The organism is Pseudomonas sp. 9.3L, from assembly GCF_058536285.1.
The window spans coordinates 4,260,010-4,282,903 of sequence record NZ_JBZUBK010000001.1 but is presented as its reverse complement, the minus strand read 5'-3'; the positions used below and the strand labels follow the sequence as shown (position 1 = coordinate 4,282,903).

22 protein-coding genes, 1 tRNA gene and 1 pseudogene are annotated in these 22,894 nt (G+C 59.2%); 11 read left to right on the top strand and 13 right to left on the bottom strand.

From position 1 onward, the window contains the following. Positions 1-72 precede the first annotated feature (72 nt). Positions 73-792: a DUF8453 domain-containing protein gene (locus AC4LE2_RS19840; protein ID WP_491827694.1), complete on the top strand. Its 720-nt coding sequence runs from the start codon at positions 73-75 to the stop codon at positions 790-792. 176 nt (positions 793-968) lie between these two features. Here the strand turns inward: AC4LE2_RS19840 and AC4LE2_RS19835 are convergent, their stop codons facing one another. Then, positions 969-1,187, bottom strand: coding sequence for a hypothetical protein (locus AC4LE2_RS19835; protein WP_491827693.1), 219 nt, complete (start codon positions 1,185-1,187; stop codon positions 969-971). Positions 1,188-1,712: 525 nt separating this feature from the next. Beyond that, entirely contained in the window at positions 1,713-2,279 is a 567-nt protein-coding gene (locus AC4LE2_RS19830) for a phage major capsid protein (protein ID WP_491827691.1), read from the bottom strand. On the opposite strand from AC4LE2_RS19830, the pseudogene AC4LE2_RS19825 reads away from it, so the two are divergent. Beyond that, positions 2,245-3,331: pseudogene (locus AC4LE2_RS19825) on the top strand (IS3 family transposase). The gene AC4LE2_RS19830 and the pseudogene AC4LE2_RS19825 sit on opposite strands and share 35 nt — an antisense overlap. Before the next feature lie 306 nt (positions 3,332-3,637). On the opposite strand, the gene AC4LE2_RS19820 reads toward AC4LE2_RS19825, so the two are convergent. The 4 genes from AC4LE2_RS19820 to AC4LE2_RS19805 form a co-directional block, all read right to left on the bottom strand. Then, positions 3,638-3,713: transfer RNA gene (locus AC4LE2_RS19820), tRNA-Phe, on the bottom strand. Positions 3,714-3,803: 90 nt separating this feature from the next. Next, the gene (locus AC4LE2_RS19815) at positions 3,804-4,076 is read right to left on the bottom strand and encodes an oxidative damage protection protein (protein ID WP_491827690.1); all 273 of its coding nucleotides are present in this window, start codon (positions 4,074-4,076) and stop codon (positions 3,804-3,806) included. Next, positions 4,073-5,140, bottom strand: coding sequence for an A/G-specific adenine glycosylase (mutY, locus tag AC4LE2_RS19810; RefSeq protein ID WP_491827688.1), 1,068 nt, complete (start codon positions 5,138-5,140; stop codon positions 4,073-4,075). The genes AC4LE2_RS19815 and mutY overlap by 4 nt, the downstream gene beginning before the upstream one ends. Next, entirely contained in the window at positions 5,137-7,353 is a 2,217-nt protein-coding gene (locus AC4LE2_RS19805) for an AsmA family protein (protein WP_491827686.1), read from the bottom strand. The genes mutY and AC4LE2_RS19805 overlap by 4 nt, the downstream gene beginning before the upstream one ends. Positions 7,354-7,707: 354 nt before the next feature. On the opposite strand from AC4LE2_RS19805, the gene AC4LE2_RS19800 reads away from it, so the two are divergent. The 5 genes from AC4LE2_RS19800 to hisF all read left to right on the top strand — a co-directional run bounded on the left by AC4LE2_RS19800 (position 7,708) and on the right by hisF (position 12,394). Next, positions 7,708-9,369, top strand: coding sequence for an OFA family MFS transporter (locus AC4LE2_RS19800; protein ID WP_491827685.1), 1,662 nt, complete (start codon positions 7,708-7,710; stop codon positions 9,367-9,369). A 141-nt stretch (positions 9,370-9,510) separates the two neighbouring features. Further along, positions 9,511-10,104: an imidazoleglycerol-phosphate dehydratase HisB gene (gene hisB / locus AC4LE2_RS19795; RefSeq protein ID WP_491827683.1), complete on the top strand. Its 594-nt coding sequence runs from the start codon at positions 9,511-9,513 to the stop codon at positions 10,102-10,104. Further along, positions 10,104-10,742 carry an imidazole glycerol phosphate synthase subunit HisH gene (hisH, locus tag AC4LE2_RS19790; protein WP_491827682.1) on the top strand — a complete coding sequence of 213 codons (639 nt, stop codon included), beginning with the start codon at positions 10,104-10,106 and terminating at the stop codon, positions 10,740-10,742. Before hisB ends, hisH begins: the two co-directional genes overlap by 1 nt. A 96-nt stretch (positions 10,743-10,838) precedes the next feature. Further along, the gene (gene hisA, locus AC4LE2_RS19785; protein ID WP_491827680.1) at positions 10,839-11,588 is read left to right on the top strand and encodes a 1-(5-phosphoribosyl)-5-[(5-phosphoribosylamino)methylideneamino]imidazole-4-carboxamide isomerase; all 750 of its coding nucleotides are present in this window, start codon (positions 10,839-10,841) and stop codon (positions 11,586-11,588) included. Between the two features lie 35 nt (positions 11,589-11,623). Next, a complete protein-coding gene (gene hisF / locus AC4LE2_RS19780; RefSeq protein WP_491827678.1) occupies positions 11,624-12,394 on the top strand; it encodes an imidazole glycerol phosphate synthase subunit HisF in 771 nt (256 codons plus the stop codon). Positions 12,395-12,451: 57 nt separating this feature from the next. Here the strand turns inward: hisF and AC4LE2_RS19775 are convergent, their stop codons facing one another. The 4 genes from AC4LE2_RS19775 to gpmI all read right to left on the bottom strand — a co-directional run bounded on the left by AC4LE2_RS19775 (position 12,452) and on the right by gpmI (position 17,469). After that, on the bottom strand, positions 12,452-13,207 hold the full coding sequence (locus AC4LE2_RS19775; RefSeq protein ID WP_491827676.1) for a divergent polysaccharide deacetylase family protein: 756 nt from the start codon (positions 13,205-13,207) through the stop codon (positions 12,452-12,454). A 3-nt stretch (positions 13,208-13,210) separates the two neighbouring features. Beyond that, positions 13,211-14,530, bottom strand: coding sequence for a S41 family peptidase (locus tag AC4LE2_RS19770; protein WP_491827674.1), 1,320 nt, complete (start codon positions 14,528-14,530; stop codon positions 13,211-13,213). 38 nt (positions 14,531-14,568) lie between these two features. Continuing rightward, positions 14,569-15,843 carry a murein hydrolase activator EnvC family protein gene (locus tag AC4LE2_RS19765; RefSeq protein WP_491827673.1) on the bottom strand — a complete coding sequence of 425 codons (1,275 nt, stop codon included), beginning with the start codon at positions 15,841-15,843 and terminating at the stop codon, positions 14,569-14,571. A gap of 90 nt (positions 15,844-15,933) precedes the next feature. Continuing rightward, entirely contained in the window at positions 15,934-17,469 is a 1,536-nt protein-coding gene (gene gpmI, locus AC4LE2_RS19760) for a 2,3-bisphosphoglycerate-independent phosphoglycerate mutase (protein WP_491827671.1), read from the bottom strand. Between the two features lie 191 nt (positions 17,470-17,660). Between gpmI and AC4LE2_RS19755 the strand changes: the two genes are divergently transcribed. From AC4LE2_RS19755 to secB, 3 genes are read left to right on the top strand one after another with little or no spacing between them, the layout of a single operon-like run. Beyond that, on the top strand, positions 17,661-18,074 hold the full coding sequence (locus AC4LE2_RS19755; RefSeq protein WP_491827669.1) for a rhodanese-like domain-containing protein: 414 nt from the start codon (positions 17,661-17,663) through the stop codon (positions 18,072-18,074). A gap of 1 nt (position 18,075) precedes the next feature. Beyond that, positions 18,076-18,327: a glutaredoxin 3 gene (gene grxC, locus AC4LE2_RS19750; RefSeq protein ID WP_491827667.1), complete on the top strand. Its 252-nt coding sequence runs from the start codon at positions 18,076-18,078 to the stop codon at positions 18,325-18,327. Positions 18,328-18,363: 36 nt separating this feature from the next. Continuing rightward, positions 18,364-18,849 (top strand): protein-export chaperone SecB, encoded by a 486-nt coding sequence (gene secB / locus AC4LE2_RS19745; protein ID WP_491827665.1) that lies wholly within the window; start codon positions 18,364-18,366, stop codon positions 18,847-18,849. 60 nt (positions 18,850-18,909) lie between these two features. Here secB and trmL read toward each other — a convergent pair whose 3' ends face one another. Continuing rightward, positions 18,910-19,371 carry a tRNA (uridine(34)/cytosine(34)/5-carboxymethylaminomethyluridine(34)-2'-O)-methyltransferase TrmL gene (gene trmL, locus AC4LE2_RS19740; RefSeq protein ID WP_491827663.1) on the bottom strand — a complete coding sequence of 154 codons (462 nt, stop codon included), beginning with the start codon at positions 19,369-19,371 and terminating at the stop codon, positions 18,910-18,912. On the opposite strand from trmL, the gene AC4LE2_RS19735 reads away from it, so the two are divergent. After that, positions 19,370-19,816, top strand: coding sequence for a hypothetical protein (locus AC4LE2_RS19735; RefSeq protein WP_491827661.1), 447 nt, complete (start codon positions 19,370-19,372; stop codon positions 19,814-19,816). The genes trmL and AC4LE2_RS19735 overlap by 2 nt on opposite strands. Positions 19,817-20,265: 449 nt before the next feature. Here the strand turns inward: AC4LE2_RS19735 and ntrC are convergent, their stop codons facing one another. Together ntrC and glnL are read right to left on the bottom strand one after the other, a co-directional pair. Beyond that, positions 20,266-21,702, bottom strand: a complete 1,437-nt coding sequence (gene ntrC / locus AC4LE2_RS19730) for a nitrogen regulation protein NR(I) (RefSeq protein WP_491827659.1) — start codon at positions 21,700-21,702, stop codon at positions 20,266-20,268. Beyond that, positions 21,699-22,784, bottom strand: a complete 1,086-nt coding sequence (gene glnL, locus AC4LE2_RS19725; RefSeq protein WP_491827658.1) for a nitrogen regulation protein NR(II) — start codon at positions 22,782-22,784, stop codon at positions 21,699-21,701. The genes ntrC and glnL overlap by 4 nt, the downstream gene beginning before the upstream one ends. Positions 22,785-22,894 lie beyond the last annotated feature (110 nt).

Sequence of the window (22,894 nt, the reverse complement as noted above, 5' to 3'; positions counted from 1 at the left end):
TCGCCATTGGTAGCTATGCTCGGTATATTTCAGGAGGCAATTCACTGTAACTCGATCAAGGAAGGATGGGGTATGACAGATTTACCAAACCTGCAAAGCTGGATCTTCGGTGTAGGGGGGCTCATTGGCACCATTGCAACGGCTATTGCGACGATTTTCCTATGGCGGGTCACATCTACCCTGGCTGTTGAAACGAAGCGAATGGCCGAGGCTGCTGCCCAGCCCCACATCGTTATCACATTAAGCCCTAATCGTTGGTCGATGCCACACTTCGATATAAGCATTGAAAACACGGGCAATGCTGCGGCGTATGACATAAGGGCATCTATTGACCCACCGATAATGAACGGAGAAGCGCGCGAAGGTAAGCAAATCCCGTTTTCCTATGTCAGCGTATTGAAGCCCGGCCAGTGCCTCACCAGCTACGTATCAGAGCATGGCTTGCTGAAGGGAGGAAATTATTTGGTAGTCATATCTTGGCTAGTGGACGCCAGTAAGACAGAGAGACAAAAAAACGAATATACGTTGAGCATGGCTGATCACGTCGGCGTCAGCAGGTTGGGTGGCGATCCGATGGTAGATATTGCACGGCATTTGAAGGGACTGGATGAGAGCGTTAAATCAGTTTTCAAGAATCATAAACCCATCAATGTTGACGTGCATACCGCAGAGGAAAGACGTGCAGAGCATCAACAAATGATCGCAAGCTTTGAAGCCCTTAAAGCTCGTCAAACAGCGGCGGCTATTGATCCAGACGCCGTTCCACTGGCGAACCCTGATAGTCAGGAATGAAAAAGCCCAGGACGGCGAGCGCATTGGGGCTTGGGTGTCGGCCTGGCTCCACCATAGATTTGGTGGGCGAGTACGCCAGGCCGGTGGTCGGTGTTTTCTTCCAGGGCTCGAGCACGCCCCTCTAAGGCGCTCCTATAGCGGAATGGCGCTAGTGTGGTGCGACGCCCTACTCACATTTACTTTCGCTTGTCGGCGCCGTGCTCTTCCATCAACCAAGCGAAGTCAGTCCAGCTCATTTTTTTTCGGTTAACGTGATGGCCGACCGGTACCCATTCAATTCCACCTTTACTCAGGTGGATTTCTCCAAGCTTTCCGGGCGAGCTGCTCACCTCGATCACTACATCCTTATTCTGCACTTCCCATTTGGGCTGCTCGATCACAATTTTGTGTGCCATCTGATATCCCTTCAGCAGAAAAATGGAAGAAGGATTCTATACCGGCGAGTAGCCATGCGCCTATCTGGCCTAGACGCTCGCCTCATAATACTCGGTGAGTCGTGAAAGGCTACCCTCTTGACGTCTCCAGGCTTAGGCTCCGGAATGCCTGTCGACCTGACAGATGAGGTGTTAAAGAATTGTTAAAAAGACCTTCGAAGGCAGTTTGGTTTTAACAGATTCGGTGGAGGTGAAAAATGCTGCAGGCCAAACGGGGCCTGGCTTATGCCCGCATGCGCGTTCGGCATAGGGCTTTAACATCTTTAACACTTTTCTGTGAGCGGAAAAAAATCTGTACGTGCGGTCGGGAGCGGTCTAGCAAAGGGGGAGAGCCGTTTTTTTCGGCCCCCCCTACCTCCGTTGCACTAATTCGGTGCCTGCCACCAGCCCGCCTGGAGCGTTGCGTGCAGCTGCGCAGGCTGTCGGGGTTGACTCGGGGGCACTGGCCGACTGATCCCCTCCCGTAGGTCGCCCTAGACGCGAGCGCTACTTGGCGGTGAGGTCAACCAAGCGGACGGCATCCTTTGCGAACACAGCCAGGCCCGCGCGCAGCTCAGCCAGCAAGGTCACCAAGTTCGTTAACAGGCTGTCGCGGTCGAAGCGCGTTGCGATCCCAGTGGGCTGCATACGATCGAGGATGCGAACGTGTGCCGGATCGATCAACAGCGCTTTGCCGCGGGCTAGGCTCGGCACCTCAACAATGGAGTTCTTCCACAGTGTGGCTGGCGCTGGGGCCTGAGGGCCGCCGATGAGGTAGGCGTTCTCGGAAGTCTTCGACGACCGAATAGCGAACCAGTCCAGAAGATTCATCAGAACCAAACCAGGCTTCCATCCTGTCGTCTTCATGGTGACCACGGCGCAACCGATTTTGTCGGTTGCCGTAGAACCGTGGGAGTCTCTGCGGCGAATGGCTTTACAGAGGCCAGCAAACTTAGACTTTGTTGGTACGGTAATCCCCCCTGAAAAAAGTACTCGCCGGAAGTAGAATTTTCTCCTAATCGGATCAAGGAAATTCTGCGTGAAGACATCCCGCTTTTCAGACAGCCAGACCATTGCCATCCTCAAGCAAGCCGAGGCTGGAAGCCCAGTACCAGAGCTGTGTCGTGAGCACGGTATCAGCTCAGCTACCTTCTACAAGTGGCGAGCCAAGTTCGGTGGTATGGACGCATCGTTGATGGCTCGACTACGCGAGCTTGAGGAAAAAACCGTCGATTAAAGAAAATGTACGCCGAGGAGCGTCTCAAAGCCGAAGTCATCCAGGAAGCGATGGCAAAAAAGTGGTGAAGCCATCTCGACGACGAGAGATGGCGCAACAGGCTGTACGTTCAGGAAAGATCGGTATCAAGCTGGCGTGTATGGCCTTCAAAGTCAGCCTCTGCTGCTATCGCTACCAACCGCGTCTAGCGACGAAAAATGCCGAGATTGCCGATCACTTGATTCGGCTTACCCATAACCAGCGAAACTGGGGTTTTGGCTTGTGCTTTCTGTATCTGCGTAATGTGAAGGGCTATCGCTGGAACCATAAACGGGTGTACCGAATTTACCGCGGACTTGAGCTGAATCTGCGGATCAAACCGCGCAAACGAATCGTGCGGGAAAAGCCCGAGCCGCTGGCCGTTCCAGAGGCGATCAATCAGTGCTGGTCGATGGACTTCATGCACGACCAATTAGCTGACGGACGCAGCTTTCGGATTTTCAATGTGATTGATGACTTCAACCGCGAAGCCTTGAGCATGGAGATCGACCTGTCGCTACCGGCCGAACGTGTGGTTCGGGCACTGGATCAAGTGATTGAGTGGCGTGGTAAACCACACACCATCCGCAGCGATAACGGTCCTGAGTACATCAGCACGAAGTTGACGCTGTGGGCCCAGAAACGGGGTATCCGCCTGGAATACATTCAACCGGGTAATCCACAGCAGAATGCCTATGTTGAGCGCTACAACCGTACCGTGCGTCATGACTGGCTGGGTCATTACCTGTTTGAATCAATCGCAGAGGTTCAGGATTACGGCACAAACTGGATCTGGACATACAATCACAAGCGTCCGAATATGGCTCTCGGAGGCATTACCCCCAAACAGAAGTTGGCCCTCGTGGCCTGATCTCTACTTCTGGCGCGTGCTAAAAATGGGGGGATTACCGTACCGCCTATGCCATTGGTGATGTCTGGCTCCAGCCTAGAGCACGCGCCGTGGTTGACAGGCTACTTAGGTGCGCCATCAGCGACTGCTCATCGTCCACTACCTTGCTCAAAACTGGTGAGCTGTATGTAGTCTTAGGAGCTGATCCCATAAGGAAACAAGGGGTTGTATATCGCTATACAGATTCACTCAGGCACAAAAAAACCGACTCAAGGGCCGGTTTCTCTGGGTTCCGAGGTCATTTGGGACCATTCGGATTTATGTTCATGGTGCCCAGGGACGGAATCGAACCGCCGACACGGGGATTTTCAATCCCCTGCTCTACCAACTGAGCTACCTGGGCAACGGGGCGCATTAAACTGGGTTTTCAGGATTGCGTCAAGCGTTGGGGCAAAAAAATTTTAATCATTACCGTCGCTTACGCGGCAACGCCTTATTCCGAGGGAGGCACGTAGCCTTCGGCTTGGGCGTATTCCTCACCGGAGAGGTACTTGTCCATCTCGCCTTGGAGGAACTTGCGGTCGTCGGCGTTCATCATGTTGAGCCGGCGCTCGTTGATGAGCAGGGTCTGGTGCTTCTGCCAATCGGCCCATGCCTTCTGCGACACGTGCTGGTAGATGTCTTCACCCTTGGCGCCGGGGTAGGGTGGGCGCTCCAGGGCAGGCAGTTCCTCTTTGTATTTGCGGCACATCACGGTGCGGGTCATTCGGGTTCTCCTGCGTGCAAGGCGACCGCCGCACGCTCCAGCAATGATTTTACCGGGGCCGCAAGGCCCAGGCGTGGCGGGGTGGCCAGGTTATACCAAAGCCAGTCGGCCTCGGCCACGTGTGAGCCATTGGTGCTCACACGCACCAGCCAGGGCTCGATGGCCAGTTGAAAGTGACTGAAGGTGTGGGTAAGCCCTGGCAGTGCGCGGGTGTCGACCAGGGTCAAGTCGTGTTGAGCGATCAAGTGCTCGATATCGTCGAAGGTGTCCAGCTGGGGGAGGCTCCAAAGCCCGCCCCACAAGCCTGTGGACGGGCGCCGGTAGAGCAGGATATGCCCTTCCCCGTTGGCCAGCAGCGGCATGAGTGTCTGCCGCTGTGGGAGCACCTTGCGCGGCTTGGGCGCAGGGTAGCGGGTTTCCTCGCCCAGCAGGTGCGCGCGACACCCCTCGCGGAGCGGGCAGAGCAGGCAGCTGGGCCGGCTGCGCGTACACAAGGTAGCGCCCAGGTCCATCATGGCCTGGGTGTAGTGGTTCACGCGGGTATGTGGGGTAAAGCGCTCTGCGGCGTCCCATAGCGCCTTGGCCACCTTGGGTTCGCCAGGGTAACCCGCCTGGGCGGTGTAGCGCGCCAGCACGCGCTTGACGTTCCCGTCCAGGATCGGTGCCCGCAAACCCATGCTGATGCTGGCAATAGCGCCTGCGGTAGAGCGCCCGATGCCTGGCAGGGTTTCTAGCAGTACAGGGTCTTTGGGAAATTCGCCTGCATACTCTGCCATGACGATGCGCGCCGCCTTTTGCAGATTGCGTGCCCGTGTGTAGTACCCCAGGCCGGTCCACAGATGCAGCACCTCGTCTTCAGGTGCCTCGGCCAGGTCGCGTACCGTGGGCAGCGCCGTCATGAAGCGGTCGAAATAATTGAGGACGGTGCTCACCTGGGTTTGCTGCAGCATGATCTCCGAGACCCACACGCGGTAAGGGTTGATCTGCTGCTGCCAGGGCAAGTCGTGGCGGCCGTGCCGGTCAAACCACTCCAGCACGGCGGTAGAAAACTGCTCTGGGCTCATCGTTTGAACAGGCCCTTTAGCGCGTCTTTGAGTTGAGGGCTTACTTTGTCGCCCAATTTGTCTTCGATTTTTTCCTCCACTCGATTGCGTACCGCCTGCGCGGCCAGTTGCCCGAGGCCGTCGCGGTCAACCCGGCAGGCACGCGCGCCAAGCTCCAGCGGGCCGCGGCAGCGGATTGGCAATGCCAGGTCTGCAAAGCGGTCGTTAACTTGGCAGGCCGGGTCTGCCATGTTGCCGCTTTCGCCTTCGACCACCACGCCTACGCGGTAGTCCATGCCCAGCACGCGCAGGTCGATGTCGCCATGGCCGTTTACCCGCAAGCCAGGAATGCTGGCTTTGAAGTCAGGGTTGCTGGCAACGCCATCATGGAAGGTCAGGGTGCCGTCCAGGCGCTGGAAGGGCGTATCACGGCCGCGGGGCTCGCTGCCCAGGCTCTTGCGGTTGAGCAACGCAATCCCTTGGCACAGCTGCTGCTCCAGGTTGGCATTGACCAATACGCCGTTGTCCAGCGCAAAGCGCGCGGTACCGTTGAGGGTGTCGATCAGCGCCTTTTGGCTATTACCCGTGCCCTTGAGGTCGGTGTCCAGGGTGAGTAACCCCCGTACCGGTGGGCTGTCGTTACGGCCAGCAAGTACGGCCTCCACCGGCACGCGGCTAAGCTGGGCGTGTACGTTGACCACGGGCGCCTCTGGGCGAACATCCAGCGTGCCACGGGTGTTGAACTCACCGTTGGCAATCTGCCCGCTAAGCGCTTGCAGGGTGAGCAGACCACCGCTGCCGTTTGCGCTGAGGTGCGCCTTGTCGATCGGTAGCTTTTGCACCGTGAGCCGGCCCAGGTTCAGCTCGGCTTGCACGTCAATGGCCCGTAACCGCTCGATTGGGAACAGCCGGTCATCGCTCCACGCCTGACCGCCAGGGGCGTCTGGCAGAGGTGACGCTCCGCTGGCCAGGGCGGCGGCTTCACTGTGCTGTACCTCGGCGTCTCGTGCAGCGGCGGCGCCTTTGGCCTGTTCGCTGTCGCCCGGCAGGTAGCGGTCCAGGTTCAGGCTATCGCCCTGCAGCTGGATACGCACGGCCTGGCGCGCGATATCATCCACCGCCAGGCGGCCTTTCAGGGTGCTGCCGTCGAGCGTAATGGCCAGGTCTTCCAAGGCCAAAGCGTTGCGGTTGCCCGCCACCTGAGTCACCAGTTCGATCTGGCTCAACGCGGTGTTATCCGCCGTAGAAGGCTCGGGCTGGCCAATGCCCTGGAGAAACGCGCGCAGGTCAAGTTGAGCGATAGACAGCGCGCCGCTGAGCTGAGGCTCTGCGCCCAGGTCACGCACGTGCAGCTCACCCAGGGCGCGTAATTGGTTGGTAGAGAGCTTCAGGTTGTTCCAATCCACCACGTGGGCGGCCAGGTCTGCCAGCAACTGCCCTTGGGCGGAGAAGGTGAGGGTCTGGCCCTGCAGCGGGGCGCCGGTCAGTTCACCGCTCAAGCGCATGTCTTCGAACTGATAACGCTGCACGGAGGGCTCAAGGCGCAGTGTGCCCTTGAGCTCGGTGCGGGCACGCAGCTCTGGTTGGTTGGTGCCTACGAAAGCGGTGAGGGTGACCGGAATGTCCGTGCCCGGGTGTACAGCGCCTGTGCTGAGCTGAATGCTGTCGGCACTGAAGCTGCGCCCGCTGTGCTCATCCAGGTAATTCACCTGCCCGTTATTCAGGGTGAGGCTGTCGATATCGAGCTTGAGCGACCGGCGGCCCTCGTTCGTTTGGGCGTTTTGCGCGCTCGCCGAGCTATTAGTGGTTGGCGGGGCTGCATCACCGGGCAATGGTTTGCCCAGGTCTTCCCAGTTGCCGTGGCCTTGGGCGTCGCGGCGCAGGTTCAGCTCAAGGCCGTCTACCCGCACGTCGCTCATTTGTACTTCGCGCCGCAGCAGCGGCAGCACGCGCACCGACAAGCCCAGCAGTTGCAAGTTGGCCAACGGCTGATCTGGTTGGGTCAGGGTCGCCACGCCGGCGTCATGAAGTTCCAGGCCAAGCCATGGAAACAGGCTCCAGCCAATATCGCCATTGAGGGTAAGGGCGACATGGGCCTTGTCTCGGGCCAGCTTTTGGATCTGCTCTTTATAGTCGTTGGGATCGATAAAATGGGTCAGGGCAAAGCCTAGAGCCACGACGATCAGCAACAGCCCGAGTATGAACAGCCCCAGGATTTTGCCGAACGCTTTCATGGGTGGGTCCTTTGGTTTAAATCAGGGTGTAACGGGGAGTATAACGTTTTGCCTGGGTACAACCCCCGCGTACATGGCGCTTCTGTCACTTTTCCACGCCCTGGCCAGAGAGTTTTAGTGCCTTGGGCTCATGCCTCAGGACAAACGGCCGAAAAAGACGATAGCAGTTCGCTTCCATCGCTTGAAACAAATGGTAATCTGCGCGCCTCTCCGGCCGTGCGGCGATTTGTCGCGTTTTGGGGAGGGCTGCCGATAAAACGATTACTTGCGAACGCATAAAGATCGTGGCCGCCCTCGTATCAGGTGCCCGCTCAGTATCGCGGCCGCGAGCCTTATCACAACTAGGGGTAGTACATGACACAAACCACGCATGCGACGGGGGCCGCACGACAGCCGGGCTTCTTCGCCAAAGAACGTATTATCGCCAAGCCTGGGTTCAACCGCTGGCTTGTGCCGCCCGCCGCGTTGGCAATCCACCTGTGCATCGGCATGGCCTACGGCTTCTCGGTGTTCTGGTTGCCGTTGTCCAAGGCCGTCGGCATTTCTAGCGCAACGGCTTGCCCCGCAGACATGGGTTTTATCAGCCAGGTATTCTCCTCTACCTGTGACTGGCCAATCTCCATGCTGGGCTGGATCTACACGCTGTTCTTCATTTTCCTGGGGTGCTCGGCCGCTGCGTGGGGCGGCTGGCTTGAACACGCCGGGCCTCGCAAGGCAGGCGTGGTGTCGGCCCTGTGCTGGTGCGGCGGGCTGGTGATCTCGTCGCTGGGTGTGTACACCCACCAGATCTGGCTGATGTGGATAGGTTCGGGTGTGATCGGGGGTATCGGCCTGGGCTTGGGTTACATCTCGCCCGTGTCCACCCTGATCAAGTGGTTCCCGGACAAGCGCGGCATGGCAACCGGCATGGCCATCATGGGCTTTGGTGGTGGTGCAATGGTAGGCGCGCCACTAGCGACTGCCTTGATGTCACACTTCGCTACCCCGACCAGCGTCGGTGTATGGCAAAGCTTCCTGGTCATGGCTGCGATCTATTTCGTGTTCATGATCGGCGGCGCCCTGACCTACCGTGTACCGCCTACCGGCTGGAAGCCTGAGGGCTGGACTGCACCTGCGAAGAAAGCGGGCAATACCCTGATTACCGACCGCCACGTGCATGTAAGCGTAGCCTGGAAAACCCCCCAGTTCGCGCTGGTATGGCTGGTGCTGTGCCTGAACGTTTCGGCCGGTATCGGCATCCTGGGCATGGCCTCGCCGCTGCTTCAGGAAGTGTTTGCCGGCAAGTTGCTGGGTACGACGCAGACCTTCAGTGAACTGGCACCGGCCCAGCTGGCGCAAATCGCCGCCATCGCCGCAGGCTTCACTGGCCTGCTGAGCTTGTTCAACATCGGTGGCCGGTTCTTCTGGGCATCGTTCTCGGACTACATCGGTCGCAAATACACCTACTTCGTGTTCTTTACCTTGGGCATCGCGCTGTACGCACTGGTACCGTCCCTGGGCCATTTGGGTAGCGTTGCGCTGTTTGTGGCGGCGTTCTGCATCATCTTGTCCATGTACGGCGGTGGCTTCTCCACCGTACCGGCTTACCTGGCCGACCTGTTCGGTACGCAGATGGTGGGCGCTATCCACGGCCGCCTGCTGACCGCCTGGGCCGCTGCTGGCGTGCTGGGCCCGGTACTGGTGAACTACCTGCGTGAGTACCAGTTGAGCATCGGTGTGCCGCGTGCTGCGGTGTACGACATCACCTTGTACATCCTGGCGGGCCTGTTGGTATTGGGCTTTATCTGTAACGCGCTGATTCGCCCGGTGGCCGACAAGTACTTCATGACCCCTGAGCAGTTGGCCGCCGAGCGCGCCCTCAGCCACGACAAGGGTGCTGCCGGCTCTACCGTGCTGGAATGGCGCGGCGCGCCGAGCACTCGGCCGCTGGTCGTTGCCGCCTGGCTGGCGGTGGGCATCCCGCTGGCGTGGGGTGTGATCGTGACCATCCAGAAGACCGCTGTACTGTTCCACTAAGCGTCCGTAGCACCTAAGCCCCGCCTCGCCTTACGGCCTGGCGGGGTTTTTTGTTTCTTCGTCGCGTTCGCTTCATGCGGCCGCGTGTATGGGCCTATACTGTGGCCCTTTTTCGTTGAATGAATGAGTGCGGAGTTGGTGATGGCCGAGCGTAAGGTGTTCGTCGAGCGCAACACCCTGGAAACCCAGATCAAAGCCTCGATCAACCTCGATGGTACGGGTAAGGCCCGGTTCGATATCGGTGTGCCTTTCCTTGAGCACATGCTCGACCAGATCGCCCGCCACGGGCTGATCGACCTGGATATCGACTGCAAGGGCGACCTGGCCATCGACGACCACCATACCGTCGAAGACGTCGGCATTACCTTAGGGCAGGCATTTGCCCGTGCCGTTGGCGATAAAAAAGGTATCCGCCGTTATGGCCATGCCTACGTACCGCTGGACGAAGCCCTGTCTAGGGTCGTGATCGACTTCTCTGGCCGGCCTGGCTTGCAGATGCACGTGCCCTATACTCGGGCCGTGGTCGGCGGCTTCGATGTAGACCTCTTCCAGGAGTTCTTCCAAGGCTTCGTCAACCATGCTCAGGTCACGTTGCACATTGATAACCTGCGCGGGGTGAACACCCACCACCAGATCGAAACCGTGTTCAAGGCCTTCGGCCGTGCGCTACGCATGGCTGTGGAAATGGACGACCGCATGGCCGGGCAGATGCCTTCCACCAAGGGCGTGCTCTGATGCAAACGGTAGCGGTGATCGATTACGGCATGGGTAACCTTCACTCCGTGGCCAAGGCCCTGGAGCATGTGGGCGCTGGCAAGGTCATGGTAACCAGCGACGCCGCTGTGATCCGCGAAGCGGACCGCATCGTGTTTCCGGGCGTAGGGGCAATCCGCGACTGCATGGCAGAAATCCGCAGGCTCGGTTTCGATACGCTGGTCCAAGAGGTGAGCCGAGACCGGCCCTTCCTGGGGATTTGCGTGGGCATGCAGGCCCTGATGGAGCGCAGCGAAGAAAACCACGGCGTGGATTGCATTGGCCTGTTCCCTGGGCAGGTGCGCTTCTTCGGCAAAGACCTTCATGAGGGTGATGAGCACTTGAAAGTGCCCCACATGGGTTGGAACGAAGTCAGCATGCCAGTAGATCACCCGCTGTGGCACAGCATTCCAGACCTTGCCCGGTTCTACTTCGTGCACAGCTATTACATTGAGGCTGGCAAGCCTGCCCAGGTGGTAGGCCGTGGCCATTATGGCAAAGACTTCGCTGCCGCCCTGGCCGAAGGCTCGCGCTTTGCCGTGCAGTTCCACCCCGAAAAAAGCCATACCCACGGCCTGCAATTGTTGCAGAACTTCGTTGCCTGGGATGGCCGCTGGTAACGGACCACGCCGCCGTGCCACAAGCGCTTCGCCTTCGAACGTTTGCGGTACGGTGGCCTGTCGCTTGAGCTCATGCCTAAGGAATTCGTAACGCGTATGTTGATCATCCCTGCTATCGATCTCAAAGACGGCGCCTGTGTACGGCTGCGCCAAGGCCGTATGGAAGATTCCACGGTGTTCTCCGATGACCCGGTGAGCATGGCCGCCAAGTGGGTCGAGGGCGGTTGCCGTCGGCTGCACCTGGTAGACCTCAACGGTGCCTTCGAAGGCGAGCCGGTGAACGGTGAAGTGGTCACTGCCATTGCACGCCGTTACCCAGGCTTGCCAATTCAGATCGGCGGCGGCATCCGCTCCCTGGAGACCATCGAGCATTATGTAAGGGCCGGGGTCAGCTACGTGATCATCGGCACCAAGGCGGTGAAGCAACCAGAATTCGTGACCGAAGCCTGTAAGGCGTTTCCGGGCAAGGTGATCGTGGGCCTTGACGCCAAGGACGGCTATGTAGCCACCGACGGTTGGGCCGAGGTCAGCACCCTGCAAGTCATTGACCTGGCCAAGCGTTTCGAGGCGGATGGCGTGGCGGCAATCGTTTACACCGACATCGCCAAAGACGGGATGATGCAGGGCTGCAACGTACCTTTCACGGCTGCCTTGGCCGAGGCTACTCGCATTCCTGTGATCGCCTCAGGCGGTATCCATGACCTGAAAGACATCAAGGCGCTGCTTGATGCTCGAGCGCCCGGCATCGTAGGCGCCATTACCGGCCGTGCAATTTACGAAGGCACGCTGGACGTAAACGAAGCGCAGACGTTCTGCGACAACTACACCGGCACCCGCGCCCTGTAGCAGCCGAGCTTGCCCGTGACCAAGGAGGCCCACCCATGGCCCTAGCAAAACGCATTATCCCTTGCCTGGATGTGGACAACGGCCGGGTGGTGAAAGGTGTGAAGTTCGAAAACATCCGTGATGCTGGCGACCCGGTGGAAATCGCTCGCCGCTACGACGAGCAGGGTGCCGACGAGATCACCTTTCTTGATATCACCGCCAGTGTCGATGGGCGTGATACCACGCTCCACACCGTAGAGCGCATGGCTAGCCAGGTGTTCATTCCCCTTACCGTGGGCGGCGGGGTGCGCACCGTGCAGGATATTCGCAACCTGCTCAACGCAGGGGCGGACAAGGTCTCTATCAACACCGCTGCCGTGTTCAACCCTGAGTTCGTGGGTGAAGCCGCCTCGCGTTTTGGTTCTCAGTGCGTTGTGGTCGCCATTGATGCGAAAAAAGTCTCTGGGCCGGGTGAGGTGCCCCGTTGGGAGATTTTCACCCATGGTGGCCGCAAGCCAACTGGCCTGGATGCAGTAGAGTGGGCCAAGAAAATGGAAGGGCTAGGGGCGGGCGAGATCCTGCTCACCAGCATGGACCAAGACGGCATGAAGAGCGGCTTTGACCTGGGCGTGACGCGTGCCATCAGCGATGCGCTGGGCATTCCGGTGATCGCATCCGGGGGCGTGGGCAACCTGCAGCACCTGGCGGACGGGATCATCCAGGGCCACGCCAGCGCGGTATTGGCGGCGAGCATCTTCCACTTCGGCGAGTACACCGTGCCAGAAGCGAAGGGCTTCATGGCGGCCCAAGGGATTTGCATTCGCTAACGGCTGGTACAGAAGCGATGCCCGGTTCGCGAACTCCGCCTTTGGCTGCGTTCACTCCTACAAAGGGGTGTGCGCTTTCATGGGCTGGTTGCTGCGTTGGGCGATCATTTGGCGCAGGCTGATCATCTCCACGCCCCGTGCCTTCAGTCCCGGCAGTGCCTGTTCCAGTAGCGCGAGGGTTTCGGGGTAGGGGTGGCCAATCACGACGGCTGAGCCCTGTTTGTGGGCTAGGGCCACCGCTTTGTTCAGCTGCGTGGCAATGGCCTGGGGTGTACGTTCATCGTCCAGGAACACGTCACGCGATACGCTTGCCAATCCAATCGCCTGGGCCTGAGCAGCGGCTTGAGTTGCGGCGCTGGTGCGGCTGTCTACCAGGAACACCCTGCGCTGTTGCAGTTCATGGGCAAGCAGTGCCATGGTGGCGACTTCAGCCGTCATGCGGCTGCCTTCGTGGTTGTTCAGCCCTGCCGCAAACGGCACGGCCTTGAAGGCTGCGTCCAGGCGCTGACGCAGCTGATCGTCAGTCAGGTTGGGTTGCCAGGCGAATGGGCCGCCGGCCGGAGCCATGGGCATGTGGACAATGACGGTTTTGCCAGCATGATGGGCATGTCGTGCGAATTCCGCCGCATGGGGCGTATCGGGCATGATCGCCAGTGTGACCGGGCCAGGTAGCGCCAGCGCCTGGCTGTCCCGCGCAGGGCTTTGCCCCAGGTCATCGATAATCAGGCTCAGGTAAGCAGGCGCACTTCCCGCCGCCAGTGCCTGCCCCCCGAACGGCAGGGCAAGCAGGCAGGCCAGTAACCACGCACGCATGAATCAGTTACCGCGAGTGACCTTCAACCCCTTGAGCAGGCTCAACGCTTGGCTCAATTGGAAGTCATCGTCCTGTGGGCGGGCCTTGCGCTCGGCACTGGAGCCCGTAGGGCGATCCTTGCCGCCGTTCCCATTGCCCAAATGGCCCTGCAGGTCGGCTTCCTTGAAGGTTTCGGCATCTTGCTCGCGGGTGATCTTAGCGCGCCGTACTTCAACGTCAGGAATGATGCCTTGGGCCTGGATCGAGCGCCCGTTGGGGGTGAAGTACAGTGCGGTGGTGAGCTTGAGCGCACGGTCGTTATTGAGCGGTAGTACGGTTTGTACTGAGCCCTTGCCAAAGCTGTCCGTGCCCATCAGCACGCCGCGCTTCTGGTCCTGCAAGGCACCGGCCACGATTTCCGAGGCTGAAGCGCTGCCGCCGTTGATCAGCACAACAAGGGGCACGCCTTCGCTCGCGTCGGCGGGGTCGGCATTGAAGCGCAGCTCCGAGTTCGCGATACGGCCTTTGGTGTAGACGATCAAGCCGTGGGTCAGGAAGTGATCTGCCACTTCTACCGCAGCCTGCAACACGCCCCCAGGGTTGTTACGCAGGTCAAGAATAAGCCCGTTGAGCTTTTTGCCGTTGTCCTTGCGCAGCTTGGCCAGTGCGCTACCTACTTCTTCGCCGGTTTTCACCTGGAACTGGGTGATACGAAGGTAGCCATAACCATCATCCAGCAACTGCGCTTTGACGCTTTTGACCTGAATGATCGCCCTGGCCAGCGTGACGTCAAAGGGGTTGCCGCCATCGCGCACCAGCGTCAGGGTGATCTTCTCACCCACTTTGCCACGCATCTTATCGACCGCCTCGGTCATGGTTTGGCCCCGGGTAGGCTGGCCATTGATCTTCACGATCAAGTCGCCAGCTTCGATGCCTGCCCGGCTTGCGGGGGTGTCGTCGATGGGGGACACCACCTTGATGAAGCTATCGTCTGCGCCGACTTCGATGCCCAGGCCACCGAATTCACCGCTGGTGCTTTCCTGCAACTCGGCAAAGTCTTCTGGCCCCAAGTACGCCGAGTGGGGGTCAAGGTTGCTCAGCATTCCCTTGATGGCATTTTCGAGTAAGGTCTTGTCATCTACCGGCTCTACGTAGGCGGCCTTGATCCGGTCCATTACCTCGGCAAAGGTACGTAACTCATCCAAAGGTAGGGGAGCCCTGGCCGGCGCTGCGGCCGCAATAGGCGCGGCTGGCTTGGCAGGTGTAGGCTCGGCGGCGTTCGCCAAAGGCGCAGCCATCATCAAGGCGAGGGCCAGCATGGAAAGGCGGGACGAATGCAGCATGTCGAACGAACTCCTGATCCTGTTTGACTGGCGCCGGGTTAGCCTCGGCACCATTGTGCAGGGTCGGTAGCCCGACCTTGCTGGCGAATGGCGAAATACAACGCCGGTGTGTCCTGCCCACCACTGGTGCCGACCGTAGAGATCGTTTCACCAGCTTTGACTACATCTCCGGCATTCTTGAGCAGCGATTGATTATGCCCGTACAAGCTCAGGTAGCCATCTCCGTGATCGAGAATCACCAACAGGCCCGCACCGCGTAGCCAGTCGGCAAACACCACCCGGCCGCCGTGTACCGCGTGTACCGCGCTACCGGCTGAAGCGCTGATCATTACCCCGTCCCAGCGGGTACGCTCATCGCCACGGGATTCACCGAAGCGCGCTAACAGTCGACCGTCGACCGGCCATGGAAGTTTGCCACGAGCAGAGGCGAATGCGCCTCCATAGGTTTGGCCTGTACTTACCCGTACGTCTGGTGCTGTCGGCTTGCGAGCAGGCGGAGGCGTCGTATCGCGCGCCACGGCTGCTTCTCGCTGGCGACGCTCTTCTTCCTGCTGAGCCAGCAGCGCCTTGCGCCGGGCTTCCTCAGCCTCACGTGCCTGCCTGGCCAGGGTTTCCTCAATGGCGGCCAATACCTTCTGCAGGTCGGCCTGGTCTTGCTGGCGCTGCTGCAACTTCTGGTCGCGTGCCTTGAAGTCCCCGTTCAACTTGGCAAGGGCCGCCTGACGCTCCTTGCGAACCTGCCCCAGCGCATCGCGCTGCTCGCTCAACGTGCTTTGCTGTACCAGAAGCTGAGCCTGTTGCATCTGGATATCTTTCTCGACCCCCGCCAGTTGGCTGAGGGTGTCATTGAATGCTTTGAGTTGGGCTAACCGGGCCTGACTGAGGTAATCGTAATAGGTCAAGGTGCGAGCAAACTGCTCCGGATTTTGCTGGTTCAATAACAGCTTGAGATATTCCTGACGGCCGCTCTGGTACGCGGCGCGTGCCTGTATGCCGATCAGCTGTTGCTGTTCAGTGCGCGAACTCTGGAGTTTTTTTTTCTCTGTTTCGAGGCGGTGAAGCTCGCTTTCGGTGTTCTTGAGTTGCTGCTGCAGGGCGTCTACCTGCTTTTCGAGCTTGCCCATTTCGGTTTCAGTACCGCGCAGATCCTTTTGTACATCAGCGCGCTCCTGTTGCAGCTGCGTGAGTACTTTTTTCAGCTCGGCGATATCTTGCCGTGTGGCTTCGATCTGCTGCTGGGTCTGGACGCGATCATCGGCCATGACCGGAAGCGTCAGGGCCGTAAGGGCAAGAAAGGCGAGGGCGCGAAGCATTGGGCGATCGTTACCGAAAGGAAAGTAGGGCCTAGTATGCCCGGCAGGGTCGGCAATCAAAAGGGCGCGTGTGCGCCCTTTCAACCAGGGTCAGGCGCTTACGAGGATGGATTGGCCAGTCATCTCGGCAGGCTTGTCCATGCCTAGCAACATCAGCATGGTAGGCGCCACGTCTGCCAGCACGCCGCCTTCCCGCACCTTGAACCCGCGCTTGCCTACATAAATGAAGGGCACCGGTTCGGTAGTGTGCGCGGTGTGCGCCTGGCCGGTAGACACGTCCTCCATCTGTTCGACGTTGCCGTGGTCGGCAGTAATCAGGGCTTCACCGCCTACCTTTTCCAAGGCTGCCGCAATACGGCCTACGCAGGTGTCCAGGCACTCTACCGCCTTGATAGCGGCCGACATGATGCCGCTATGGCCCACCATGTCGCCATTTGCGTAGTTCACCACGATCACGTCATAGCGCTGATGCTCAATGGCATCGACAATCTTTTCAGTGACTTCGGGCGCGCTCATCTCGGGTTGCAGGTCGTAGGTAGCCACCTTGGGCGAAGGGATGAGAATGCGCTCTTCGCCTTCGAACGGCTCCTCGCGGCCACCTGAGAAGAAGAACGTCACGTGTGCGTACTTTTCAGTCTCGGCGATGCGCAGTTGGGTCTTGCCATTCTTGGCCAGGTACTCGCCCAATACGTTTTCAAGGCTGCTGGCCGCAAAGGCAGCAGGCGCTGGGATCTTGGCTGAATACTGGGTAAGGCCCACATAGCCTGCCAGTTTGGGCTGACGTGCCCGTGCGAAATCGGCAAAGTTGTCTTCAACGAAGACCCGAGACAATTCACGCGCACGGTCGGCCCGGAAGTTCATGAAGATAACTGCGTCGCCATCTTCGACCCTTACGGGTTCGCCTACGGTGGTGGCTTTTACGAATTCGTCGCTCTCGCCGCGGGTGTAAGCGGCTTCAAGGCCTTCGCGGGCACTGGCGGCATGGTATTCAGCGGTGCCGTCTACGATCAGGTTGTACGCTGCGCTCACGCGGTCCCAGCGGTTGTCCCGGTCCATGGCGAAGTAACGGCCAATCAGGCTGGCGAAACGGCCCTTGCCTAAACGGCTGAAGGTGCTCTCCAGCAGGTCGAGGGAGCCCTGCGCGCTCTTCGGTGGGGTATCGCGGCCGTCGAGGAAGGCATGCAGGTAAAGACGCTCAGCGCCCCGGCGAGCAGCAAGCTCCACCATCGCCACCAGGTGGTCTTGGTGGCTGTGTACGCCGCCATCTGACAATAGGCCCATCACGTGTACGGCCTTGCCGGCGCTGACTGCTTTGTCGACCGCAGTGCAAATAGTGGGGTTTTCGAAGAACTCGCCATCACGGATAGCTTTGGTCACGCGAGTGAAGTCCTGATACACCACCCGGCCGGCGCCCAGGTTCATGTGCCCCACTTCCGAGTTGCCCATCTGGCCGTCGGGCAGGCCTACGTCCATGCCGGAGCCCGAGATCAGCCCATTGGCGTGGGTCTGCATCAGCAGGTCGAGATTTGGCTTTTTAGCGGCATAGACAGCGTTATATTCGTGGCTGTCACTGTGCCCAAATCCGTCCAGGATAATCAGAACCAGGGGTTTCGGCGTGGCTGTCATGGTTCCCACTCGCAATTGAAAGAGAAGAAGGGGGCTATCTTAGGGTAATTCTGCCCCGATGGCGCACCAAAGCGTGTGCTGCAGACCGTCCGGGGCTGGCCCGGTTCCATGAAACAGGCGCCGGGTGGGCTTTGGCCCCAGTCAGCCGCTGTGTATACTGGCCGCCATTTTTCACGCTCTGGAAGTTGTCGATGGTCGCTCACTTGCTGGAATTCGCAACCAATCACTACCTGCTTGTCGGTCTTTTTGTCATTCTCCTCATTCTGTTGCTGGTGCTCGAAAGCAGCCGTGGTGGCCGCAGCATCAGCCCTCGCGAACTCACCGCGTTGGTGAACGCTGACAAGGCTGTGGTAATCGACATCCGCGCCAAGAAAGATTTCGCCGCCGGCCATATCGTGGATTCCCTGAACATTCCTCAGGATAAGCTCCAGGCGCGTATGGCCGAGCTGGAAAAACACAAAGGCAAGACCCTGATTATCGTCGATGCAATGGGCCAGCATTCGGGTAACCTGTGCAGAGACCTGCTCAAAAGCGGCTACACCGCTGCCAAGCTGGGGGGCGGTATCTCTAGCTGGCGTTCCGATAACCTGCCTCTGGTGAAGTGATATGCCCCGCGTCATCGTGTACTCCAGTGACTGGTGCCCGTATTGCAGCCGTGCGAAGGCACTGCTGGCCAAAAAAGGCGTGGCTTTCGAAGAAATTCGGGTTGATGGGCAGCCCCAACTGCGGTCTGAAATGACCAAGAAAGCCGGGCGGACGTCCGTTCCTCAAATTTGGATCGATAACCTCCATGTGGGCGGTTGCGACGAGCTTCATGCCCTTGAGCGAGCAGGCAAGCTAGACCCCCTGTTGCGCTGAAAACAATCATATCCAACGCTACAAGAAGGATCTGTCATGACTGACCAAGTTTCCAACGGCGCGGCCAACGAAGAAGCCGAAGGCCCCCAGTTCTCGTTGCAGCGTATTTATGTTCGCGACCTCTCCTTCGAGGCACCGAAAAGCCCTGCTATTTTCCGTCAGCAGTGGGAGCCAAGTGTTTCGCTGGACCTCAACACTCGCCAGAAGCAACTCGACGGCGACTTCCACGAAGTGGTGCTCACCTTATCCGTTACCGTGAAGAACGTTGAGGAAGTGGCCTTCATCGCCGAAGTGCAACAGGCTGGTATTTTCATGATCAAGGGCCTGGATGCAGGCGCCATGAGCCACACGCTTGGTGCGTTCTGCCCCAACATCCTGTTCCCGTATGCACGTGAAACCCTGGACAACCTGGTTACCCGTGGTTCGTTCCCTGCCTTGATGCTGGCCCCGGTCAACTTCGATGCCCTGTATGCGCAAGAGCTGCAGCGCATGCAGGACGCTGGTGAAACCCCGCAAGCCTAAGCCTTGCCGGGTTGTACCAAAAACGCCCTTCGGGGCGTTTTCTGTTTACTGTGGCAGGCGCTACCCTTCGGCAAACCCTTGTTGCCTCCAGGCCTCGTAGACGGCGATGGCGACTGTGTTGGACAGGTTCAGGCTGCGGCTGTCAGGGCGCATGGGCAGGCGCAAGCGGCGATCGGCAGCAAAGGTGCTTAACAGCTCCGCAGGCAAGCCACGGCTTTCAGGGCCGAACACAAAGGCATCGCCCGGCTGAAACGCCACGTCGTGGAAGGGCTGGGAGCCTTTGGTGGTGAACGCAAACACCCGTGGGTTGCCCAGGCTTTCAAGACAGCTTTGCAAATCTGCATGGCGCTTGAGCGGCGCGTACTCGTGGTAGTCGAGCCCCGCGCGGCGCAGGCGCTTATCATCAAGCTCAAACCCCAATGGCTCGATCAAATGAAGATCGCAGCCGCTGTTGGCGCAAAGCCTGATAACGTTGCCCGTGTTGGGCGGTATTTCTGGTTGAAACAGGATGACGTGAAACATGCGCGGCTCCGATACGAACGACGGGCAGCATTCTAACGCTGAAGTGCTGCCGCCACGTGCTTCGCTGTGGCCAAGATTTCTAGGGGCGCTGGCCATCTTTGGTCTGCTGATTGGCATGATGATCGGCAAGGTGCTAGACCCCGGTCGCAGTGCGTTCGATCGCGTGGAGTTGTTGCCAGATGGCGAAATGAACCTATGGTTCGACCACGCGCCGCAAGTGCACGGTGAGATCATCGAGGGCACGGTCGCCATTCTGTTCGATGCGAGCGGTCCGCCACTTCAAGGGCAATTGGAACTGGGTGGGCGTCAAGCCAAGTGGACATTGCGCCATACCGACCGGGGTTTGCTGCTGAACATCGTAGCTGCCCGGCAATTACAGGCGCACTGGGTAGGGAAGGAGGACGCGGGGCGCTGGAGGCTCCGTGTGAGCCTCCGCGACGAATAAAAAAGGGAAGCCCCGGCCTGCCTGTACCAAGGTTCCCGAAGAAGGGTGGGCGCTGGCGTGGAGCCTTGCCCGGTGTAAAGAGGAAGCCCCGGCCTGCCTGAACCGAAGCCCCAAAAGGGGAGGGGCGTGTATCACATGCCCCAAGGTGTAAAGAGGGAAGCCCTGGCCTGCCTGTACCAAGGCTCCCGAAACCGTTCTTGTAAAAGGTATTGCAGGCAGCGTGCCAGTTTTCTTTCGGCCGCTGTTAGTTCTTATAAGCTATTGAAAAATATATATTTTTATTTATTTAGATTCATTCGTTGCAAACGCGACCTGATCTTGATCGCCTGCTTACAGGTGGCTACGCATTAATGCAGTGCATATAGGCCCGGTGATGCAGGCAAAGGGTGCAGCGCAAATAGCCCGTAGGCGGTAACGCCAGTTGCCGAAACGGGCTGATAAGGCATGGGTTAAGCGTCGTCGTTGTCGTCCTCTTCGCCGCCAGCGACCTTCATGCCCAACTCTTTGATTTTTCGCGTGAGGGTGTTGCGCCCCCAGCCCAACAACACAGCCGCATCCCGGCGGCGGCCTGCGGTGTGCTTGAGCGCTGTTTCGATCATGATCCGCTCAAAACTCGGCACAGCGCTGTCTAGCAGGTTGGATTGGCCTCGCGCCAGTGCCTGATCAGCCCATTGCCGCAAGGCGTGTTCCCAATTGGTCACCGGGGCGGCATCCTGGGGCAGGCTAAGCAACTCCGGCGGCAAGTCGGACACGTGAACCTCACGGCCCGACGCCATCACGGTTATCCAGCGGCACGTGTTTTCCAGCTGGCGCACGTTCCCTGGCCAAGGCAGGTTCTTAAGGTAGCTCTCGGTTTCTACCTTGAGCAGCTTGGGCTCTACCGACAATTCCTGAGCCGCACGCGCGAGGAAGTGCCGGGCCAGGGTTGGAATGTCTTCGCGACGGTCCGACAGGCGAGGAATGTGAATACGGATCACGTTCAAGCGGTGAAACAAGTCTTCCCTGAACTTGCCCGCATGCACCAGGTTTTCCAGGTTTTGATGGGTAGCTGCGATGATTCGCACATCCACCTTCACCGGGGTATGGCCCCCTACCCGGTAAAACTCACCGTCGGCCAGTACACGCAGCAGTCGGGTTTGAGTGTCCGCGGGCATGTCACCGATCTCGTCCAGAAACAGCGTCCCCCCATCAGCCTGCTCGAAACGCCCTCGGCGCAGATTGGCAGCACCGGTAAACGCGCCCTTCTCATGGCCAAAGAGTTCGGACTCCATCAGGTCCTTGGGGATCGCTGCCATGTTCAGCGCGATGAAGGGTGCTACGGCGCGCGGGCTGTGGCGGTGCAGCGCATGCGCGACCAACTCCTTACCAGTGCCCGACTCGCCGTTGATCAAAACGGTGATGTTGGAGTGGCTCAGCCGGCCGATGGCGCGGAATACCTCCTGCATGGCAGGAGCTTCCCCGATGATTTCTGGTGTGCGTGCCAGCACCGGCGGGGTGTCCAACCCTTGCTGTTCCTGGGCGTGTTGATTGGCGCGCTTGACCAACGAGACTGCTTCGTCCACATCGAAGGGCTTGGGCAGGTATTCGAACGCCCCTCCCTGGTAAGACGCCACGGCGCTGTCCAGGTCTGAATGAGCCGTCATGATGATGACCGGCAGGCGGGGGTGCTCTTCGCGGATGCGGGCTAGCAGGTCCAGGCCGCTTGTGCCTGGCATTCGGATATCCGAAATGATTACATCCGGTTGCTGGCGGGCAAGGCGGCTCATGACGCCTTCGGCACTGTCGAAGCTTTGGGTCGTCATGCCTTCCTGTTGGAGGGCTTTTTCCAAGACCCAGCGGATTGAGCGGTCGTCATCGACGATCCAGACAGTTTCACTACGGCTCATGACGAAGCAGCTCCTTGTTCCAGCGGCAGGAAGATCGAAAAGGTGGTGTGGCCAGGGTGGCTGTCACATTCGATCAGCCCTTGATGCTGGCTGATGATGGTCTGGGTAATCGCCAGGCCAAGCCCGGTACCGTCCGGGCGCCCACTGACCATGGGATAGAAAATCGTTTCTTGTAGTTCGGGGGGTATTCCGGGGCCGTTGTCCATGATGTCCATTTTCGCAACCAGCCGGTGACGGGTATGCCCAATGGTGAACTGGCGCATAGTACGGGTGCGTAACGTGATACGGCCTTGATGAGGGGCTGTTTCACCCCGGATAGCCTGCATGGCGTTGCGCACAATGTTCAGCACGGCCTGGATCATCTGTTCACGGTCGATGAGTACATCCGGGATGCTAGGGTCATAGTCGCGCACTAGGGTGATGCCCCCCTGGCTTTCGGCATCCACCAGGCTGCACACCCGTTCCACCACCTCGTGAATATTGGTCATCGCCAATGAAGGCAGTTTGTTGGAGCCCAGCATGCGGTCCACCAGGTTACGCAGGCGGTCAGCCTCTTCGATGATCACGTTGGTGTAGTCGCGCAAGCTGTCTTCCGGTAGCTGGCGAGCCAGCAACTGAGCAGCGCCCCGAATGCCCCCCAGCGGGTTTTTAATCTCGTGTGCCAGCCCGCGCACCAGCATTTTGGTGGTTTCCTGCTTTGAGAGCTGCGCTTCTTCCTTGGTGATTCGCAACAAGCGGTCCCGTGGATGGACTTCCAGCAACAACAAGGTTTCACCTTGGTTGAGGATCGGGGTTACCGCGTAATCAACGGTGATCGTCTGGCCGGTAAGTGCCGTTAACATGGCTTCGCGCTTGGTGAACGGGTGAGCCTGCTCGACCGCCTGGCGCAGTGAGTTAAGCGCTTCAGCCGATTCAGTGAACAGCTCACTGATGAACTGCCCATGGCTGCGCTGGCCACTGATCGCCAGTAGCATCTCGGCCGCAGGGTTCATGTATTCCAGGCGCAGTTCGGCGTTGAGAAGAATAGTGGCGGTCGTGAGGTTATCGAGTAACAGTCGGTGCAGCGCATCACTGATGGTCATGCGTATCCTTGACCTCTCTTGGCACATCGCGACCCAAGGGCGCGGTCTCGGTGCGAGGCAGGTTATGCCTGCGCCTCGCTGATGCATGCAAAATGCAAAATCCAAACCAA

Bases quoted from the DNA above. Each gene is read 5' to 3' on its own strand.
- hisH (WP_491827682.1), top strand. From the start codon at position 10,104: ATGCAAACGGTAGCGGTGATCGATTACGGCATGGGTAACCTTCACTCC.
- hisB (WP_491827683.1), top strand. From the start codon at position 9,511: ATGGCCGAGCGTAAGGTGTTCGTCGAGCGCAACACCCTGGAAACCCAG.
- AC4LE2_RS19805 (WP_491827686.1), bottom strand. From the start codon at position 7,353: ATGAAAGCGTTCGGCAAAATCCTGGGGCTGTTCATACTCGGGCTGTTG.
- hisF (WP_491827678.1), top strand. From the start codon at position 11,624: ATGGCCCTAGCAAAACGCATTATCCCTTGCCTGGATGTGGACAACGGC.
- AC4LE2_RS19815 (WP_491827690.1), bottom strand. From the start codon at position 4,076: ATGACCCGCACCGTGATGTGCCGCAAATACAAAGAGGAACTGCCTGCC.
- secB (WP_491827665.1), top strand. From the start codon at position 18,364: ATGACTGACCAAGTTTCCAACGGCGCGGCCAACGAAGAAGCCGAAGGC.
- glnL (WP_491827658.1), bottom strand. From the start codon at position 22,784: ATGACCATCAGTGATGCGCTGCACCGACTGTTACTCGATAACCTCACG.
- AC4LE2_RS19800 (WP_491827685.1), top strand. From the start codon at position 7,708: ATGACACAAACCACGCATGCGACGGGGGCCGCACGACAGCCGGGCTTC.
- mutY (WP_491827688.1), bottom strand. From the start codon at position 5,140: ATGAGCCCAGAGCAGTTTTCTACCGCCGTGCTGGAGTGGTTTGACCGG.
- AC4LE2_RS19835 (WP_491827693.1), bottom strand. From the start codon at position 1,187: ATGGCACACAAAATTGTGATCGAGCAGCCCAAATGGGAAGTGCAGAAT.
- AC4LE2_RS19775 (WP_491827676.1), bottom strand. From the start codon at position 13,207: ATGCGTGCGTGGTTACTGGCCTGCCTGCTTGCCCTGCCGTTCGGGGGG.
- trmL (WP_491827663.1), bottom strand. From the start codon at position 19,371: ATGTTTCACGTCATCCTGTTTCAACCAGAAATACCGCCCAACACGGGC.
- AC4LE2_RS19830 (WP_491827691.1), bottom strand. From the start codon at position 2,279: ATGGTCTGGCTGTCTGAAAAGCGGGATGTCTTCACGCAGAATTTCCTT.
- hisA (WP_491827680.1), top strand. From the start codon at position 10,839: ATGTTGATCATCCCTGCTATCGATCTCAAAGACGGCGCCTGTGTACGG.
- gpmI (WP_491827671.1), bottom strand. From the start codon at position 17,469: ATGACAGCCACGCCGAAACCCCTGGTTCTGATTATCCTGGACGGATTT.
- AC4LE2_RS19755 (WP_491827669.1), top strand. From the start codon at position 17,661: ATGGTCGCTCACTTGCTGGAATTCGCAACCAATCACTACCTGCTTGTC.
- ntrC (WP_491827659.1), bottom strand. From the start codon at position 21,702: ATGAGCCGTAGTGAAACTGTCTGGATCGTCGATGACGACCGCTCAATC.
- AC4LE2_RS19840 (WP_491827694.1), top strand. From the start codon at position 73: ATGACAGATTTACCAAACCTGCAAAGCTGGATCTTCGGTGTAGGGGGG.
- grxC (WP_491827667.1), top strand. From the start codon at position 18,076: ATGCCCCGCGTCATCGTGTACTCCAGTGACTGGTGCCCGTATTGCAGC.
- AC4LE2_RS19765 (WP_491827673.1), bottom strand. From the start codon at position 15,843: ATGCTTCGCGCCCTCGCCTTTCTTGCCCTTACGGCCCTGACGCTTCCG.
- AC4LE2_RS19735 (WP_491827661.1), top strand. From the start codon at position 19,370: ATGCGCGGCTCCGATACGAACGACGGGCAGCATTCTAACGCTGAAGTG.
- AC4LE2_RS19770 (WP_491827674.1), bottom strand. From the start codon at position 14,530: ATGCTGCATTCGTCCCGCCTTTCCATGCTGGCCCTCGCCTTGATGATG.